The sequence below is a fragment of the Stenotrophomonas capsici genome (assembly GCF_034961085.1).
GTDB lineage: Bacteria > Pseudomonadota > Gammaproteobacteria > Xanthomonadales > Xanthomonadaceae > Stenotrophomonas > Stenotrophomonas capsici.
Genome location: NZ_JAYFUH010000063.1, coordinates 21,123 through 38,104, shown reverse-complemented (window position 1 = coordinate 38,104; position 16,982 = coordinate 21,123). Strand labels below are relative to the sequence as shown.

The window sequence follows — 16,982 nt, the reverse complement described above, 5'->3', positions numbered from 1 at the left end:
TGTTGTTGCATGTTTTATCTCGTTTGTGCATGATTGCTGGCGTCGCAATGACGCCGAACGGCTGCAGGCCGTGGCGCGTCCCCAACGCTTCCCGCGATCAACGGAGCCGGGTCACATGGATTCCCCCCACAACGAGGTGCTGCCGCAGGAGCGCCAACAGCGGATCCTGGCCTTGCTCAAGGCCCACGGACGCGTAGTGGCCAGCGAGCTGGCCGCACGCTTCGAGGTCTCCGAGGATTCCATCCGCCGTGACCTGCGTGACATGGCGGGCAGGGGCCTGTGTCGGCGGGTATACGGCGGCGCGCTGTTGCCGACCGCGCACTTCGACGGGTTGCCACAACGCATGCAGCGCCGGGACGGAGAGCGCAGCGCGTTGGCCAGCCATGCGGCATCGTTGGTGCAAGCGGGGCAGACCGTGCTGCTGGACGCCGGTTCGACCAATGTCGAGATCGCGCAGGCACTGCGCGGCAAGGCGGTTACCGTGATCACCAACGCGCCCACCGTCGCCGCGGCGCTGTGCGGTGACCCGGTCGCCGAGGTGGTGATGATCGGCGGCCGCGTGGATCCGGCAAGTGGTGGCGCCATCGGCGTGATCGCGCAGCGCCAGCTTGCCGAACTGCAGGTGGATATCTGTATTCCCGGCACTTGCGCGGTGGACCCGGAGACCGGTGTCTGGGGAATCCATGCCGAAGAAGTGGCGTTCAAGCAGGCCATGATCCAGGCCAGCGGTGTGGCCATCATCGTCGCAGGCGTGGGCAAGCTGGGCACGCGCGCCACGTATCGCATCGGCACGCTCGCGCAGGTGGATCACCTTGTCGTTGCCGACGACCTGCCCGCCGAGCTGCGCGAGCAGTTCCTGGCCGGGCCGGCGCAGCTGCACCTGGTGCCGGTCGGCGCGGCCTGATTGATCTTCGCCCGTTGCCGCGTGCGGCTTCGGTTCTCTCCCCCTGTGCCGATGCTTCCATGACCGACCTGCATGCTCTCCAGCGTTGCCAACAGATGGCCACGCGCGCCGCTTTCTTCATCCCCGGATTCGCCATTTCCTGCTGGGCGCCGCTGGTGCCGTACGCAAAGGTGCGCGCCGGCCTGGATGACGCCCTACTGGGTGTGGTGCTGCTGTGCCTGGGTCTGGGTTCGTTGCTGGCGATGCCGCTGGCCGGCCTGCTGGCAGCGCGTTTCGGCTGCCGTGCGGTGATGCAGGTGACCGTGGTGATCATCGTGGCGGCGCTGCCGTTGCTTGCGCTCGCCCCCACGCCGTTGACGATCGGGCTTTCGTTGCTGGTATTCGGCGCGGCGATCGGCGCGATGGATTGCGTGATTAACATCCAGGCGGTGTTCGTCGAGCGCGAGTCGGGCAGGGCGATGATGTCCGGTTTCCATGCGTTCTACAGCATCGGTGCCTTGTGTGGTGCGGCGCTGGTGGCGTTGCTGCTGTCGGCCGGCGCCGGTGCGTTGGCGGCCACCCTGGCAACCGCACTGGGCGTGGTACTGGTGACGGTGGCGTCGATGCGCTGCTGGCGCACCGAACGCGCGCCCCAGGGGGAAGCGGCGTTCGCGTTGCCACGTGGCGTGGTGGTGCTGATCGGGCTGGTCTGTTTCGTCAGCTTCCTGGCCGAGGGATCGATGCTGGACTGGAGTGCGGTGTTCCTGCACGAGGTGCGTGGCGTGGAGCTCGCGCATGCCGGGTGGGGCTTTGTCGCCTTCAACGTGGCGATGACGGTGACGCGCCTGTTCGGCGACGGCCTGGTCAACCGGTTGGGCAGCGCACGTGCGGTGCTGATCGGCGGCCTGGTCGGCAGCGGCGGCTTCTTCCTGGCGACGCTGGTCCCGGCATTCGGCGCGGCGCTGCTGGGCTATGCGCTGGTGGGTATCGGTTGCGCCAACATCGTGCCGGTGATGTTCAGCCTGGCCGGACGCCAGACACGCATGCCCGAGAGCGTGGCGATTCCGGCGGTGACGACCCTGGGCTACGCCGGCGTGTTGCTGGGGCCGGCCTCGATCGGCTTCGTTGCCCAGCACTGGTCCTTGCCGGCGGCGTTCCTGCTGGCGGCAACCGCGCTGGCCGGGGCGGCGGTACTGGGCGCGTCACTGCGGGTGCGTTGAGCCTGCGTCACCGGTCGGGAAGATTCCCTGCCTCCAATGAGGGTGAAATGCTGGCCGGCCTGCGCCGTACGCCGTTGCCATGAGGTCCCGCCGCGCTGCCCTGTGCGATGTTCATGGAACGACGGCAGGCCCGGCCTCGGTCGTCCTTCAGTCGCTGGTGAAGATGAGCTGCAGGGCGCTGCGCAGTTCCGCGGCGCCTTCCGTGGTGCCATCGAACAGCAAGGTCTTCATCCCGATGGCTGCCGCGCCGTACAGGTTGCGCAGGGTGTTGTCGATGAACAAGGATGTCCTTGCCTCGGCACCGGCCCGGCGCAGCGCCTCCCGGAAGATTGCCGCCCCACGCTTGCTGTGACCGACCTCGGCGGAGACGACGATGGGGTCGAAGACCTCGTCCAGTCGATGCTGCCTGACGATCACATCCATGCGATCGGACTTGTTGTCGGTGATCATGCCGATGGCGAATTCCGCGCGCAGCTCCCTTGCCAGCGCAAGCACCGGCTGGTGGATGGGCGTCTGCAGGAACGCGGTGGTCAGGTGTTCGAAGGGAATCTCGGTGCCCAGCCGTGCACAGACATCGGGCCAGATCCGGGCGTGGGTGATGTGGCCCAGGATCAGGTCGCGATTGAAGGGTTCGATGGCTGCCCAGAGGACCTGCTCGTCCAGGCCGGACTGCTCGGCGAGCGCGCGCAGCGTCGTCGCTGAACCGCTCGGGTCGGTGGTCAACACGCCATCGAAGTCGAAGAAGAGGGTCTTGATCATGGAGGTTCAGGCAAGGGATGCAGGTGTGCCAGCGCGTGAGCCGCAGGCGGCACGCTGGATCAATCCGCGCAACCATGATGCATGTGCCGCAGCGCCGGCAAGCGGTGGCTACCGGCAGGCAACGATTCGCGACGGATGCGCGCGTATCAGGTGCGGCGCTTCGCTGCGCATGGACGGCGCGGTGGCTGGCTCCCCCAGCCCATCCGGCGTGCGATGAAGCCATCGCCAAGCGTCCATTGGCGATGGAATGCAGCGGCTACGTGCAGCACCACCGATGCCAGCAGCAACCACGCGCCGTAGACATGCACGTACCAGGCAAGGGCACGCCCGGTCTCGTCTTCGGGGGGCATGAAGAAGGCGGGCACTTCCCAGCCGCCCGGCAGGTGCCGGTCCGCCCCCATCCATACCCAGATCACGTGGCCGCTGATCGGCAGGAGCAGGACCAACACATACAGCGCGGCATGCACACCTGACCGCACGCGCTGGCGCCAGCGGGGCTCATCGCGCTGCACTGCCGGTGCGTGCAGTGTCAGGCGCAGCACAAGGCGCAGGGTCATCAGGCACAGGATCACGATGCCCAGTGGGAAGTGGACGGCGAGCAGGCGGCCGGCGATGGCAGGCGGCACCGCGTGCTCGGCCGCCAGGCCCAGGCCGAGCTGCAGCATCAGCAGCGCCGCCAGCAGCCAATGCAGCACGCGCAACGCCAGCGGATACCGTTCGACGGCCGATGCGTTCATGCCGGACATGCCGGATAGCCGGGAATGTTCTGGCCGGTCACGATGTCGCGGCGGGCCTGCCAGCCACCGGGAACCTTTGCAGGGGTGACGATGCCGCTGCCACCCCGGCGAAGGTCGGCCTTGCGTGCGACGGCGGCGGTAAGGTGGGGATCATCGCTGAACAGCACATCGTCGATGTAGTACAGCGCACAGCCGGGCTCGATGATGTACAGGTGGATGTGTTGCGGCATCCGCGTTCCCGGGTAGCTGCCCGGGCGTATCGTGTCGAAGCGGTAGCTCCCGTCCGATGCCGTGGTGGCCCAGCCGCGCAGCCGGCCATGACGGCGGACACCGGGGTCGGGATCACTGCGTTCGCCCGGGTAGATGCCGTCGCGGTTGGTCTGGTGGGCATACACGATCACGCCCGCGCGCGGCCGCCCGCGTGCATCGCTTACCCGGCCCTGCAGGCGCAGCCGTTCGCCCGGCTCGGTGTCTGGTGCCAGGCGCATCACGACGGGCGGAGCGTCGGGCAGGCCGATCAAGGCGACCTCGCAGTCTTCGCAGGGCAGGCCGACCACCGGGGGCAGGCCGGCATCGGCGCGGGCGCAAGCGGCCAGCAGCATCAACAAGGCACCGCCGCGCACGCTGAGGAGCACGGGACCGGCCAGTGGGAAAGGGGAGCAGGGCATGACGGTTCTCCGGAGCGGCATGTCGATCAGGAGCGTTCGCCCGATGAAAGCGTTAACCGTCGTACACGTGTTAACGCTTCGGCCCCGGCTACCCTCTTGATCCAGGTCACCCCCGCCCCCCAAGGACATGAAGCCCGCGCTTGCGCCACAGGACATCGCACGGCAGGTGCAGGACGCCCGGCGCGGATCGCAGGCAGCCTACGCCTGGCTGTACCGCAGCTTCGCGCCACTGGTGCATGCCATCCACCTGGGCGCGGCGGCGCGTGCGCGGGTGGACGACCTGACCCAGGAAACCTTCGTGCTGGCATTCGCCCGGCTGGACCAACTGCGTGAACCGGAGCGTTTCGGGCCATGGATCGCGATGATCGCGCGCCGCATGCGGCCGGCGGCAACGGTCGAAACCGTGGCCATCGGCGACTGCGCCGATCCGCCCTGGGGTGGCGTCGGGCCGGAATCGATGGCCCAGGCCGGCGAGGCACTGCAGGCCATCCGCGCGTTGCCGCTGGCTTATCGCGAGACACTGATCCTGCGCCTGGTCGAAGGCCTGAGTGGCGCGGAGATCGCCGCGCTCACCGGGCTGACGCCGCAGTCGGTCCGGGTCAACCTGCACCGCGGCATGGGCCGGCTGCGCGAGGCGCTGGGCATCGTGCAGCGGCCGGAGGAGAACAACGATGGTGGATAGGCCAGACCCGCTGTGGGACCCGGCGTTGCCGGGTGACGACGAACTGGTGCGGCTTGAAGCGCTGCTGGGCCGCTACCGGCATGTGCCGGCCGAAGGACAGGCCTGGGCGCTGCCCCCCACATCGCGCGCGCCGCGCTGGCGGCGGCCTGCCCTGGCGATGGCCGCGGTGCTGGTGGCCTGTGCGGTCGGGATCGCGGCGTGGCTGCCGTGGCGGCTGCAATGGAGCGAGCACCACGACTGGGCGGTTGAAACCGACGCCCCGGCGCTGCCGCGCACGCTGCGGGTCGGACAGACGCTGGCGACCTCGGCAGGGGAAACCGCCACCGTCCAGGTGGCCCGCATCGGCCACATGCAGGTGTTGCCGGGGACACGGGTCCGGCTGGTCGACACGCGCGCCGGGCATCACCGCCTGGAATTGCTGGACGGCCGCGTGCGTGCCCGCATCTGGGCACCACCGGGCTACTTCGGCATTGCCGCCGGTGATGCCGAAACCGTGGATCTGGGCTGCGCGTTCGAAATGCAGCGCAATCTCCAGGGCGAAGGCGACATCCGCGTGCTCAGTGGCTGGGTGATGCACCGCGTGCAGGGGCAGGAAACCCTGGTGCCGGCCGGCTCGCACCTGCGCTTTGATGCGTCGCGCAGCGGCATTCCGCTGGCCGAGACGGCAAGCGTCGCGTTCGCGGCACGGGTCGAGCAGTTGGACCTGGCAATGGCCAAGGGCGAGCGCGTGACCGGAGTCGAGGCGCAGGTGGCCGAGCGCGCGACCGACGATGATCGCTTCACCGTACTCACCCTGCTGACCCGCTACCCGGCGCTGGCGTCGGGGCCGCTGTATCCGCGTCTGGCAGCGATGTTCGGTGAAACGGTCCCGGATCCGGCCCACCGCCAGGCCTGGCAGCAGGGCAGCGTGCATGCCATGAACCGCTGGTGGGAGCAGGTGCCGCGGCCGCCGAAGGCATGGTGGCTGAATTGGCGCGACGCGTTGGGATGAGCCACGCGCTGTGACCTTCGGCCGATCCCGTTGCGGACCGGTATGCCCTACGCTCCCAAGCTGCGCCGCACGTGCCTGCGGCGCCTTTCCCTGTTTGGCCCGGAGATGTCCATGTCGTTTTACAAGCTTGTCCCGTTGTCGCTGACGGTCGCCATCGCCGCTTCGCTTGCCGCCTGCGGCAAGACCGAGGCTTCCGCCCCCCCGGCCGCCGACGCCAAGCCGGCGTTCGACGCGTCGCAGCTGAAGACCGCGCTGATCTCGCTCAACGCCGCCGACCTGGATCCGGCCGTGCAGGCCTGCACCGACCTCAACGGCTTCGTCAACAGCAAGTGGCTGGCCGCCAACCCGGTGCCGGGTGACCAGGTGACCTGGGGCAGCTTCGAGATCCTGCGCGAGCGCTCGCTGGAAGTGCAGCATGCGCTGGTCGAGCAGGCCGCCAACGGCAAGGCCGCGGCCGGTTCGAACGAGGCCAAGATCGGCGACATCTGGAAGACCGGCAACAACGAGGCCGCGATCGAAGCGGCCGGTATCACGCCACTGCAGCCGGAACTGGACAAGATCGCCGCACTGAACGACACCGCCGCCATCGGCGGCTACCTGCGCGACAGCTTCGCGCGCGGCAACGGCGGGCTGTTCGCGCTGTATGCCAGCCCGGACTTCAAGGACTCGGCCAACGTGATCGCCTATGTCGGCCAGGGTGGGCTGGGCCTGCCGGAGAAGGGCTACTACTTCGACGAATCGCAGGCCGCGATCCGCGCGGCCTACGTGGCCTACATCGAACAGCTGCTGACCCTGTCCGGCGTGGATGCCGCGCAGGCCAAGGAGCAGGCCAATGCAGTGATGGCGTTTGAAACCCGCCTGGCCAAGGCCTCGCTGTCGCGCATCGAGCTGCGCGACCCGGCCAAACGCTACAACCCGCTCAGTGCCGCCGACGCCGACAAGCAGACCCCGAACTTCAGCTGGACGGCGCTGTTCGACACGCTGCAGATCCCGGCCAAGGACAAGTTCTCGCTGGCACAGCCGGGCTTCTTCGCCGAAGTGAACAGCATGCTCGCCGACGTGCCGGCCAGCACCTGGCAGGCCTACCTGCGCTTCCACGCCGTGGATGACGCCGCACCGTACCTGAGCCGGAACTTCGAGCAGGCCAATTTCGACTTCTTCAGCAAGACCCTGCGTGGCCAGCAGGAAATGCAGCCGCGCTGGAAGCGCGTGCTGGAGGCCGTGAATGGCTCGATGGGCGAGGCATTGGGTCAGCTGTACGTGGATGCGGTGTTCCCGGCCGAGTCCAAGGTTGCCATGCAGCACCTGGTGGAAAACCTGTCGGTGGCGCTGAAGGCGCGACTGGAAACGCTGCCGTGGATGGGCGAGGAAACCAGGAAGAAGGCGCTGGAAAAGTGGGCCAGCTTCACCCCGAAGATCGGTTACCCGGACAAGTGGCGTGACTGGTCGGGCCTAGCCACCAATGGCGAGGACTACCTCGCCAACGTGCAGGCCGCGCGCGCGTTCAACTACCGCTACATGCTGGGCAAGATCGGCAAGCCGGTGGACCGGACCGAGTGGGGCATGACTCCGCAGACGGTGAATGCCTACTACAACGCCACCAAGAACGAGATCGTGTTCCCGGCCGCCATCCTGCAGCCGCCGTTCTTCGACGCCAAGGCCGACCCGGCCTTGAACTACGGCGGCATCGGCGCAGTGATCGGCCACGAGATGATGCACGGCTACGATGACTCGGGCAGCCAGTTCGCCGCCAACGGCAACTTCGACAACTGGTGGACCGATGCCGACCGCACGGCCTTCACCAGCCGCACCGACCAGCTGGTCGCCCAGTTCGATGGCTACGAGGCACTGCCGGGCGTGAACGTGAAGGGCAAGCTCACCCTGGGCGAGAACATCGGTGACCTCGGCGGCCTGACCGTGGCCTACGACGCGCTGCAGATGGCGCTGAAGGAGGACCCGAAGGCCAATGTGCCGGTGGACGGCTACACCCAGGACCAGCGCTTCTTCATGAACTGGGCCACGGTGTGGCGCCGCAACTTCACCGACGGCGAGCTGCGTGTGCGCCTGAACACCGATCCGCACGCACCGGCTAACTTCCGCGCCAACGGCGCACCGTCGAACATGCCCTCGTTCGCGGCCGCGTTCCAGTGCAAGGCCGGCGATGCGATGGTGCGCGCCGACGACAAGCGCGTGGTGATCTGGTAACCGGCACGCCAGCATGATGGCGTGAGTGGAATGAAGAAGGCCCGGCATTGCCGGGCCTTCTTTCGTCGGGTGACGTGTGGCGTTCCACTCGTGCGGTCTTCGTCGCGCAGATCGCCTCGACTGCAGGGGCATGCTGCGGGGTGATGCGCCGGGCGTCGAACTCAGCCGGCCTTTCCCAGCAGGCGCTCGGCCAACGCGCGCTCCTCCGTGCGCAGGGTGAGCACGCGCACGCCGCTGTCGGTGACCTCGACGGTGTGCTCGCATTGCGCGGACAACTTGCCGTCGCGGGTGGTGACGGTCCAGCCATCGTCGCTGCTGTCGATGGCGGCGCGGCCCTGGTTGATCATCGGCTCGATGGTGAAGGTCATGCCCGGCTCCAGCGCCAGGCCGGCGCCGCGATGGCCGTAGTGCAGCACCTGCGGCTCCTCGTGCATCTCGCGGCCAATGCCGTGCCCGCAGTACTCCTTGACCACCGAATAGCCGGCATCCTTGGCATGGCGCTGGATGGCGAAGCCGATGTCGCCCAGCGTCGCGCCGGGGCGCACGCTGGCGATGCCTTTCCACATCGCTTCGCGGGTGGCGTTGACCAGCCGGCGCGCGGCATGGCTGACCTCGCCGATCAGGTACATCTTGCTGGAATCGGCGATGTAGCCGTTCTTCTCCAGGGTGATGTCGAAGTTGACGATGCTGCCCTCGCGCAGGATGTCCGAGGCGGAGGGAATGCCATGGCAGACCACGTTGTCGATGGAACTGTTGAGCACATAGGCAAAGCCGTATTGCCCCTTGCTGGCCGGGCGGGCCTTCAGTTCCTGCACGATGAAGCGCTCGACCCAGTCGTTGACCTGCAGGGTGCTCAGGCCTTCCAGCGGCAACCGGTCCAGCGCTTCGAACACCGATGCCAGCAGGCGGCCGGATTCGGCCATCAGGGCCAGTTCGTGGGGGTGCTTGATCATGGGCTGGGCGCCAACAACGGCGCGGGCCGGACCCCGGCCGCCGCCAGTTCCCGCGCCACCAGTTCCTGGTAGCTCAGGTGCGGGTTGAGCTCGCAGAGCATGCCGATGCGGATCCAGAAGCCGGCCTGGGCATTGATCGAACGCCCCGATACCGTGCTGGCCCGGCGGAGGTTGTCGTGCAGGTCGTCGTCGATGTTCACGATGCCCATGCGGGTCATCTCCTGTGAGGCTTATATGAAGTATATACGAATCATATATTCATTGTGACCGGCCATTGGTCAAGCGCCATGGCCATGACGGCGACCGCGCTTGCAGTACGCCGACAGCGGCAACACCGGTCGCATGCTATGGATGTCGCCGTCCGGCGGCACAGGCGAATTCGGTGAGAGAGGGGGCAATGACGTTCGATCTTGGCAACTGGCAGGGCCTGCTGCAGTTGGGTGGCACGGTGCTGGTTTTCATCGCGCACCTGCTGACCGCGGCGCGGGCGTTGACCCGGCCGAACCGTGCGCCGGCGTCGCGCGCGGCTTGGGTGGCGGTGATCATGCTGGCGCCGCTGGTCGGCATGGTGGCCTACCTGCTGCTGGGCGAAACCAGCATTGGCCGTTCACGGTTCCGGCGCTTGCAGCAGGTGCGGCACAACATGAGCCGCCTGCACGAGGCCGACCCGGGACAGCCGGTGGCTGGCCCGGATGTCGCATTGGCCGACAACATCGCGCCCCTGTTCGAGCTGGCGCATTCGATCAACGGCTTCCACGTACAGGCGGGCAACCGCATCGCGTTGCTGGGTGCCGAGGGGAGCGCCGCCGATGATCCGGTGGCCGATTGCCGCGCCGCGATGGCGACATTGGTCGCCGACATCGATCGCGCCACCGAGAGCGTGCACATCGCCTTCTACATCTGGCTGGACGATGGCGCCGGCGTGCGGGTGGCCGATGCGGTCGCGGCGGCGGCGCGCCGGGGCGTGGCCTGCCGGGTGATGGTGGATGCGTTGGGCTCGCGCGCGTTCATCGATGGCCCGCGCTGGCGCCAGCTCGCCGGGGCGGGGGTGGCGCTGCTCAAGACGCTGGACGACGTCAATCGCCTGCAGCACATGGCCTTCAGCCGCATGGACCTGCGCGACCACCGCAAGATCGTGGTCATCGACAACCGCATCGCCTACTGCGGCAGCCAGAACTGCGCCGATGCCGAGTTCCGGGTGAAGCCGGCCTATGCGCCGTGGATCGACCTGCTGCTGCGCTGCGAAGGGCCGGTGGTGCGCCAGCTGCAGTACCTGTTCCTCAGCGGCTGGATTCCGGAAACCGGCGAAACCGCGATGGAAGGCTACGCGGCGCGGGGTGCGGCAGCCACCTTCGACCGTGGCAGCCGTGCGATGGCCTTCGAGACCGGGCCGATCACCCGCCACAACGCCATGGCCGACATGTTCGTGGCCTGCATCTACGCCGCGCGCCGCGAACTGGTGATCTCCACGCCGTACTTCGTGCCGGACGAATCCATCCTGCGCGCGCTGTGCGCGGCACCGCGACGGGGCGTGGCCACGCAGGTGATCTTCCCGGCGCGCAATGATTCCTGGCTGGTGGGACAGACCAGCCGCAGCACCTACGCCGACCTGCTGCAGTGCGGCGTGCAGGTGCACGAGTATCCATTGGGCCTGCTGCATGCCAAGTCGCTCACGTTCGACGGCGAGGTGGCGCTGGTCGGCTCGGCCAACATCGACCGCCGCAGCCTGGAGCTGAACTTCGAGAACAACCTGCTGATCGCCGATCCGGCGGTGGTTGGCGTGCTGCGCCAGCGCCAGCGGAAGTACCTGCAGGTGGCGACCCCGGTCAGCCTGTCGCAGGTGCGGCAGTGGCCGCTGCACGCACGGCTGGTGCAGAACGCGGTGGCGATGATGTCGCCGGTGCTCTAGGCCGGCAGTTCGCCCTGGCGCATCAGGCCCATGAATTCGCCGAACAGGCGGGGGTCGATGAGCCGGCCGCGTTCATTGGACAGCAGTTCGACGGCGTGCTGGGCCGGCATCGGCCCGCGGTAGGGACGCTCGGACGTCATCGCGTCGAAACCATCGACGATGGTGAGGATGCGCGATTCCATCGGGATTTCCTCGCCCTGCAGGCCATGCGGGTAGCCGCTGCCATCCCATGCTTCGTGGTGGTGGCGGATCAGTGCGGCCACCTGGCGGGCGTCGTCGCGGCCGGTGGCCAGGAACAGCCGCGCACCGCGCTCGGGGTGAGTGCGCATGGCCGACAGCCGTGGGTCATCAAGCTTGCCCGGGTGCAGCAGCACGTCATCGCGCACGCCGATCTTGCCCACGTCGTGGAAGCGCGCGGCCAGCACCAGATGCCCGAGGCGTTCCTCGTCCAGGCCGCAGTGGCGCCCCATCGCGTGTGCCAGCCGCGAGACGCGGTCGCAGTGGTGGTCGGTGTAGCTGTCGCGCTGGTCCAGCGCCGCGGCCAGCACGGTGATCGTGCAGGACGGGTCATCCGGCGGAAGGGACAGGCCCACGGGCGTGCTGATCGGCGACATGCGGTATCGGGCTGCGGGACAGGGCGCGGCGAAAGGGAAGGGGCATTTTCCGCACGCCTCCCCTTTCACGCAAATTTCACGATTTTCCCCGTTCAGGAACTGCCGGGATGCAACGTGGTCAGCAGCGCCCGTGCCGCGTTGAAGCGGTCCGCGCTCTCCGGCAACGGATGCTTGATGCGCAGCTTGTCCGGGCCGTCCATCTGGTAAAGCTTGGGCTGCTTCTGGATCAGCTGGATCACCGCCATCGGGTCGATGTTGGGCTGCGCCTCGAACACGATCCGGCCGCCGTTCTCGCCCAGTTCCAGTTTGCGGATGCCCAGCGTGTTGGCCTGCAGCTTCAGTTCGGCGATCGCGAACAGGTGCTTGACCGGGTCCGGCAGCAGGCCGAAGCGGTCGATCATCTCCACCTGCAGCTCGCGCAGGGCGAGGCTGTCGCGCGCGCTGGAAATGCGCTTGTACAGCGTCAGGCGGGTGTGCACGTCGGGCAGGTAGTCGTCCGGGATCAGGGCAGGTACATGCAGCTCGACCTCGGCGCCGCGCACTTCCTCGCCGCTGTCCAGGTCGGGCAGCTTGCCGGCCTTGATCGAGCGCACCGCGCGCTCCAGTAGCTCGGTGTACAGGCTGAAGCCGACCTCGGCCATCTGCCCGCTCTGGTCCTCGCCGAGCAGCTCGCCGGCGCCGCGGATTTCCAGGTCGTGCGTGGCCAGGGTGAAACCGGCACCGAGTTCGTCCATCGAGGCGATTGCTTCCAGGCGCTTCTCCGCATCAGGCGTCATCGAACGCTTGTCCGGCACCAGCAGGTAGGCATAGGCGCGGTGGTGCGAGCGACCGACGCGGCCACGCAGCTGGTGCAGCTGGGCCAGGCCGAAGCGGTCGGCGCGGTTGATGATGATGGTGTTGGCGTTGGGGATGTCGATGCCCGACTCGATGATGGTGCTGGCCAGCAGCACGTTGAAGCGCTGCTTCTGGAAATCCAGCATCACCCGCTCCAGTTCGCGCTCGGGCATCTGGCCGTGGGCCATGCCGATGCGCGCCTCGGGCACCAGCTCGGACAGCTCGCGCTGCATCCGGCCCATGCTTTCCACGTCGTTGTGCAGGAAGTACAACTGGCCGCCGCGCGCGAGTTCGCGCTGGAACGCCTCGCGCAGCTGCGCGTTGTCCCAGGCGGTGATGAAGGTCTTGACCGCCAGCCGGTTCGGCGGCGGCGTGGCGATGATCGACAGGTCGCGCAGGCCGGCCATGGCCATGTTGAGCGTGCGCGGGATCGGCGTGGCGGTGAGCGTGAGCAGGTGCACGTTGGCGCGCATCGCCTTGAGGGCTTCCTTCTGGCGCACGCCGAAGCGCTGTTCCTCGTCGACGATGACCAGGCCCAGGTCCTTGAACTTCACGTCCGGCTGCAGCAGCCGGTGGGTGCCGACGATCACGTCGATGGTGCCTTCGGCCACCTTGTCCAGCTCGGCCTTGATTTCCTTGGTGCTCTTGAAGCGCGAGAGCACTTCCACCTTGAGCGGGTAGTCGGCGAAGCGGTCGCGGAAGTTGCGGTAGTGCTGCTCGGCCAGCAGCGTGGTCGGCACCAGCACCGCCACCTGCTTGCCACCGCTGGCGGCGGCGAAGGCGGCGCGCACGGCGACCTCGGTCTTGCCGAAGCCGACGTCGCCGCAGACCACGCGGTCCATCGGCTGGCTGGATTGCAGGTCGCGCAGGGTGGCTTCGATCGCGGCCAGCTGGTCGGGGGTTTCCTCGAACGGGAAGCCGGCGGCGAACGGTTCGTACATGGCGCGGTCGATGTCCAGCGCCAATCCGGCGCGGGCCTGGCGGCGGGCCTGGATCTCCAGCAGCTCGGCGGCGACGTCGCGCACCTTCTCGGCGGCCTTGCGCTTGGCCTTGGTCCATTGCTCGCCACCGAGCGAGTGCAGCGGCGCGGTTTCCGGCGAGGCGCCGGAGTAGCGGCTGATCAGGTGCAGCTGCGCGACCGGCACGTACAGGCGGTCGCCCTTGGCGTACTCGATGTCGAGGAACTCGCCCGGCATGCCGCCCACGTCCATCGCGATCAGGCCGCGGTAGCGGCCGACGCCATGGTCCTCATGGACGATGGGCGCGCCTTCGGTCAGCTCGCCGAGGTCGCGGATGATCGCTTCCGGCTCGCGCCCGGCACGGCGGGTCCGCCGTGCGTGGCCGGCACGCTCGGGGAACAGCTGGCGCTCGGTGAGCACGGCCAGCGGCGGCTCGGTCAGGGCGAAGCCATCGTCCAGCGGCGCGACGGTGATGGCGAACCTGGCAAGCCCGTCTCCTTCCGGGAGGGCGGCGCGCTTGCTCTTGCCATTGGCACGCCCCCCATCCGGCCCCTCGGGCCCGCTTCCGCCGAGCGGGGAAGGGAGAAACGCGGTGAAGTCCGCCACCACCGGCGGGCGCAGCTCGGCGGCCTGCAGGACTTCCAGCAGCGCCTCGCGGCGCCCCGGCGAGTCAGCGGCGATCAGCACCCGGCCGGGATAGTTGTCGATGAAGGACTTCAGTGCCTGGCCGGCGGGGGCATCCTTGGCGGCGACCGGCAGCGGCGGCAGCGGCTGGTCGCCCAGCGGCTGCGCCTCGGCGATGCGCGGATGGTCGGCCGGCCACACTTCCACGCGCGGCTGCTTGTTGAACTGCTCGCGCAGGTTGTCCGGCGACTGGTAGATCTCCTCCGGCGGCAGCAGCGGCCGGTCGATGTCGTGGCGACGCTGTTCGTAGCGGCTGCCGGTCTGCGTCCAGAACGCGTCGGAGGCCTCGGCCACGCCGGTACCGACCACGGTCAGGAAGCCGCTGGGCAGGTAGTCGAACAGGGTCGCGGTCCTGTCGAAGAATAACGGCAGGAAGTACTCGATGCCGGAGGGCAGCACGCCGGCCTTCAGGTCCTGGTAGAGCGGGCTGCGCCGGGTATCGACGTCGAAGCGTTCGCGCAGCGCGGCCTGGACGCGCGCCAGGCTGGCTTCGTCCATCGGTACTTCGCGGCCGGGCAGCATCTTCACCGCGTCCACCTTGTCCAGCGAGCGCTGCGACTCGGGGTCGAAGGCGCGGATGGAATCGATGTCCTCGTCCAGCAGCTCGATGCGCAGCGGGGCCTCGGCGCCCATCGGGTAGACGTCGAGCAGGCCACCGCGCACGGCGAAGTCGCCCGGGTCCATCACCTGGCCGACGTTGCGGTAGCCGGCGCTTTCCAGCCGGCGCTTTTCCGCGTCCATGTCCAGGCGCTGGCCGACCTTCAGGTCGAAGCTGCCACCGACGATGTAGCTCAGCGGGGCCAGCCGTTGCAGCAGCGTCTGCACCGGCACCACCACGATGCCGCGGGTCAGCGTGGGCAGGTGGTGCAGCGCGGCCAGGCGCTGGGAAATGATGTCCGGGTGCGGGCTGAACTGGTCGTAGGGCAGGGTTTCCCAGTCCGGGAACGACAGCACCGGCAGCACGCCGGGACCGGTGCCGAGCAGGGTCTGCAGGTCGGCGACGGCCTGGTTGGCGCTCTGGTTGTCGCGGGTGACCAGCAACAGCGGCTTGCCATGCACATCCGCGGCACGGGCCACGTGCCAGGCCAGGGCGGTGCTGGATGCCGGGGCGCGCCACCAGGCGCGGAGCTGGCCCGGACGGGGCAGCGGCGGAATGGGGTAGGGGTGGGCTGACATGGACCGCCAATCTTAACAGACCACCTGCCGGGGACCGCCGCGACGGCGCCGTGGCGCAGGGGCATTCCGGACGACGCAGACGAAAAGGGCAGGCACCGGTTTGCCGATGCCTGCCCCACGGTTCGCGTGCGCGAAACCAGCTGCCTGGCGGGAAGGGGAGCGAGCGCGCGGCGTGTTCCCCCTCCCTGTTCTCAGCTGGCCAGGTCCAGCTCCATGCGTACCAGGCCCGGGGCACCGGTGGGATGGGGAACCTGCTTGAAGCCCAGCGACGCGGCCAGCTGCAGCATCGGCTCGTTGTCCTGGGCGATATCGCCGTACATACGGTCCAGGTACTTGCCGCGCGCCCATTTGACCAGCTTGCGCATCAACTGCCGGCCCAGGCCCTGGCCGGCGAGGAAACGGCTGACCAGGATGGCGTATTCAGCATCCCGGGTGCCCGGGATGATGGTGGCGCGGGCGACGGCGCCGACCACGGCTTCACCCGGGGGCAGTGGCTCGGCCGCCACCAGCGCGATCTCCGACTTCGGATTCGGGTGGGTGAGGCGCTGGACCGTCTCGTCGGACAGGGAGTCCACCGCCTGCAGGTAGCGATCCCGCACTTCTTCCGGCCCGAACAGCGCGAATGCGCCCTGCAGCGGTGCGCCGTCTTCCGGACGGATGGGGCGGATCAACAACTCGCGACCACTGGGCGCCTTGAAATTTTCATGCCACGGGGGCATGCGATTACGGGTAGCCATGACTACGGTTCCTCCAAAGACCCGTCGATTCTGTCACCCGCCCTGCTAAGTTCTGTGAACGCGATCAACACGGCGATTCGTTCAGCTTCCGGCGGGTGTCAAAAAGGCGTTATTCGGAGGCCTTGAGCCACTCCAGGCGGGTCGAGGCACCGGCCTCGCCCAGGTGCTTCTTCAACACGGGCAGGGCGGGCGCGATGACCTGGTCGAACTGCCACGGGGCGTTGACCAGCAGCATGCCGCTGCCGTTCAGGCGCAGCGGGGAGTCGTCCGGGCGGACCATGAACTCGGCCAGCAGCACCGACTTGGCCGGCAGGTGGCTGGCCTTGCGGAAGAACTGCTGCAGGCTGCGGCGCTGCTTGATCGGGTACCAGACCGCGATCTGCGCCTGCGGCATGCGGGTCAGGATTTCGCGCACGGTGGCGAGGATCTGCGGGTACTCGGCGTCCTGGACCTCGTACGGCGGGTCGATCAGGACCAGGGCACGGCCGATCTTGGTGGCACCGGCCTTGGGTGGCAGGAAGGCGCGGATGCTGTCGTAGCCGTTGCCCGGGTGCACCTGCACGCGGCGGTCGTGGGCGAACAGTTCCTTCAGCGCCGCGGCCTCCTCCTTCTGCAGCTCGCAGGCGGCCATGCGGTCCTGCTCGCGCAGGGCACGGGCGGCCATCAGCGGCGAGCCGGGGTAGGAGACCAGCGCGCCGACCGGGTTGTCGGCCTGCACCGCGCGCAGGTACTGCTCGACCACCTCCGGCAGCGCGGGCAGGGCCATCAACTGCAGGATGCCGTCGTCGGCCTCGGCGGTCTTGCGGCTTTCCTCGGCCGAGAGCAGGTAGCGTCCGCGTCCGGCATGGGTGTCCAGGACGAAGAATGGGGAGTCCTTGCGCTTGAGCGCGTCGATCATCGCCAGCATGACGATGTGCTTGAGCACGTCGGCATGGTTGCCGGCGTGGAAGGCGTGGCGGTAATTCATGGGG

The 16,982-nt window shown here is 68.3% G+C and carries 15 protein-coding genes; 6 read left to right on the top strand and 9 right to left on the bottom strand.

What is annotated here, in order from left to right; all coding sequences use genetic code 11:
• Window positions 1-115: 115 nt before the first annotated feature.
• Window positions 116-904 (top strand): DeoR/GlpR family DNA-binding transcription regulator, encoded by a 789-nt coding sequence (locus VA603_RS05145; protein WP_165931170.1) that lies wholly within the window; start codon window positions 116-118, stop codon window positions 902-904.
• Between the two features lie 59 nt (window positions 905-963).
• The gene (locus VA603_RS05140; protein WP_323438143.1) at window positions 964-2,103 is read left to right on the top strand and encodes an MFS transporter; all 1,140 of its coding nucleotides are present in this window, start codon (window positions 964-966) and stop codon (window positions 2,101-2,103) included.
• Between the two features lie 147 nt (window positions 2,104-2,250).
• Here VA603_RS05140 and VA603_RS05135 read toward each other — a convergent pair whose 3' ends face one another.
• The 3 genes from VA603_RS05135 to VA603_RS05125 all read right to left on the bottom strand — a co-directional run bounded on the left by VA603_RS05135 (window position 2,251) and on the right by VA603_RS05125 (window position 4,267).
• Window positions 2,251-2,862 carry an HAD family hydrolase gene (locus VA603_RS05135; RefSeq protein WP_323438142.1) on the bottom strand — a complete coding sequence of 204 codons (612 nt, stop codon included), beginning with the start codon at window positions 2,860-2,862 and terminating at the stop codon, window positions 2,251-2,253.
• A 146-nt stretch (window positions 2,863-3,008) separates the two neighbouring features.
• Window positions 3,009-3,599: a cytochrome b gene (locus VA603_RS05130; protein ID WP_323438141.1), complete on the bottom strand. Its 591-nt coding sequence runs from the start codon at window positions 3,597-3,599 to the stop codon at window positions 3,009-3,011.
• Window positions 3,596-4,267: a dioxygenase family protein gene (locus VA603_RS05125; protein ID WP_165931168.1), complete on the bottom strand. Its 672-nt coding sequence runs from the start codon at window positions 4,265-4,267 to the stop codon at window positions 3,596-3,598. Before VA603_RS05125 ends, VA603_RS05130 begins: the two co-directional genes overlap by 4 nt.
• Window positions 4,268-4,394: 127 nt before the next feature.
• On the opposite strand from VA603_RS05125, the gene VA603_RS05120 reads away from it, so the two are divergent.
• The 3 genes from VA603_RS05120 to VA603_RS05110 all read left to right on the top strand — a co-directional run bounded on the left by VA603_RS05120 (window position 4,395) and on the right by VA603_RS05110 (window position 8,145).
• Window positions 4,395-4,949, top strand: coding sequence for an RNA polymerase sigma factor (locus tag VA603_RS05120; protein ID WP_132864625.1), 555 nt, complete (start codon window positions 4,395-4,397; stop codon window positions 4,947-4,949).
• Entirely contained in the window at window positions 4,939-5,940 is a 1,002-nt protein-coding gene (locus VA603_RS05115; protein WP_132864624.1) for a hypothetical protein, read from the top strand. Before VA603_RS05120 ends, VA603_RS05115 begins: the two co-directional genes overlap by 11 nt.
• A 111-nt stretch (window positions 5,941-6,051) precedes the next feature.
• Window positions 6,052-8,145 carry a M13 family metallopeptidase gene (locus tag VA603_RS05110; RefSeq protein ID WP_323438140.1) on the top strand — a complete coding sequence of 698 codons (2,094 nt, stop codon included), beginning with the start codon at window positions 6,052-6,054 and terminating at the stop codon, window positions 8,143-8,145.
• A gap of 161 nt (window positions 8,146-8,306) precedes the next feature.
• Here VA603_RS05110 and map read toward each other — a convergent pair whose 3' ends face one another.
• The gene (map, locus tag VA603_RS05105) at window positions 8,307-9,098 is read right to left on the bottom strand and encodes a type I methionyl aminopeptidase (protein WP_323438139.1); all 792 of its coding nucleotides are present in this window, start codon (window positions 9,096-9,098) and stop codon (window positions 8,307-8,309) included.
• On the bottom strand, window positions 9,095-9,307 hold the full coding sequence (locus tag VA603_RS05100) for a ParD-like family protein (RefSeq protein ID WP_132864621.1): 213 nt from the start codon (window positions 9,305-9,307) through the stop codon (window positions 9,095-9,097). Before VA603_RS05100 ends, map begins: the two co-directional genes overlap by 4 nt.
• Before the next feature lie 188 nt (window positions 9,308-9,495).
• On the opposite strand from VA603_RS05100, the gene cls reads away from it, so the two are divergent.
• On the top strand, window positions 9,496-11,007 hold the full coding sequence (gene cls, locus VA603_RS05095; RefSeq protein ID WP_323438138.1) for a cardiolipin synthase: 1,512 nt from the start codon (window positions 9,496-9,498) through the stop codon (window positions 11,005-11,007).
• Here the strand turns inward: cls and VA603_RS05090 are convergent.
• The 4 genes from VA603_RS05090 to VA603_RS05075 all read right to left on the bottom strand — a co-directional run bounded on the left by VA603_RS05090 (window position 11,004) and on the right by VA603_RS05075 (window position 16,978).
• Complete coding sequence (locus VA603_RS05090) at window positions 11,004-11,621, bottom strand: HD-GYP domain-containing protein (RefSeq protein WP_323438137.1); 618 nt, start codon at window positions 11,619-11,621, stop codon at window positions 11,004-11,006. The genes cls and VA603_RS05090 overlap by 4 nt on opposite strands.
• A gap of 92 nt (window positions 11,622-11,713) precedes the next feature.
• Entirely contained in the window at window positions 11,714-15,274 is a 3,561-nt protein-coding gene (gene mfd / locus VA603_RS05085) for a transcription-repair coupling factor (RefSeq protein WP_323438136.1), read from the bottom strand.
• A 191-nt stretch (window positions 15,275-15,465) separates the two neighbouring features.
• Window positions 15,466-16,011: a GNAT family N-acetyltransferase gene (locus VA603_RS05080; RefSeq protein WP_132864617.1), complete on the bottom strand. Its 546-nt coding sequence runs from the start codon at window positions 16,009-16,011 to the stop codon at window positions 15,466-15,468.
• 109 nt (window positions 16,012-16,120) lie between these two features.
• The gene (locus VA603_RS05075; protein ID WP_323438135.1) at window positions 16,121-16,978 is read right to left on the bottom strand and encodes a 23S rRNA (adenine(2030)-N(6))-methyltransferase RlmJ; all 858 of its coding nucleotides are present in this window, start codon (window positions 16,976-16,978) and stop codon (window positions 16,121-16,123) included.
• Between the last annotated feature and the right edge of the window lie 4 nt (window positions 16,979-16,982).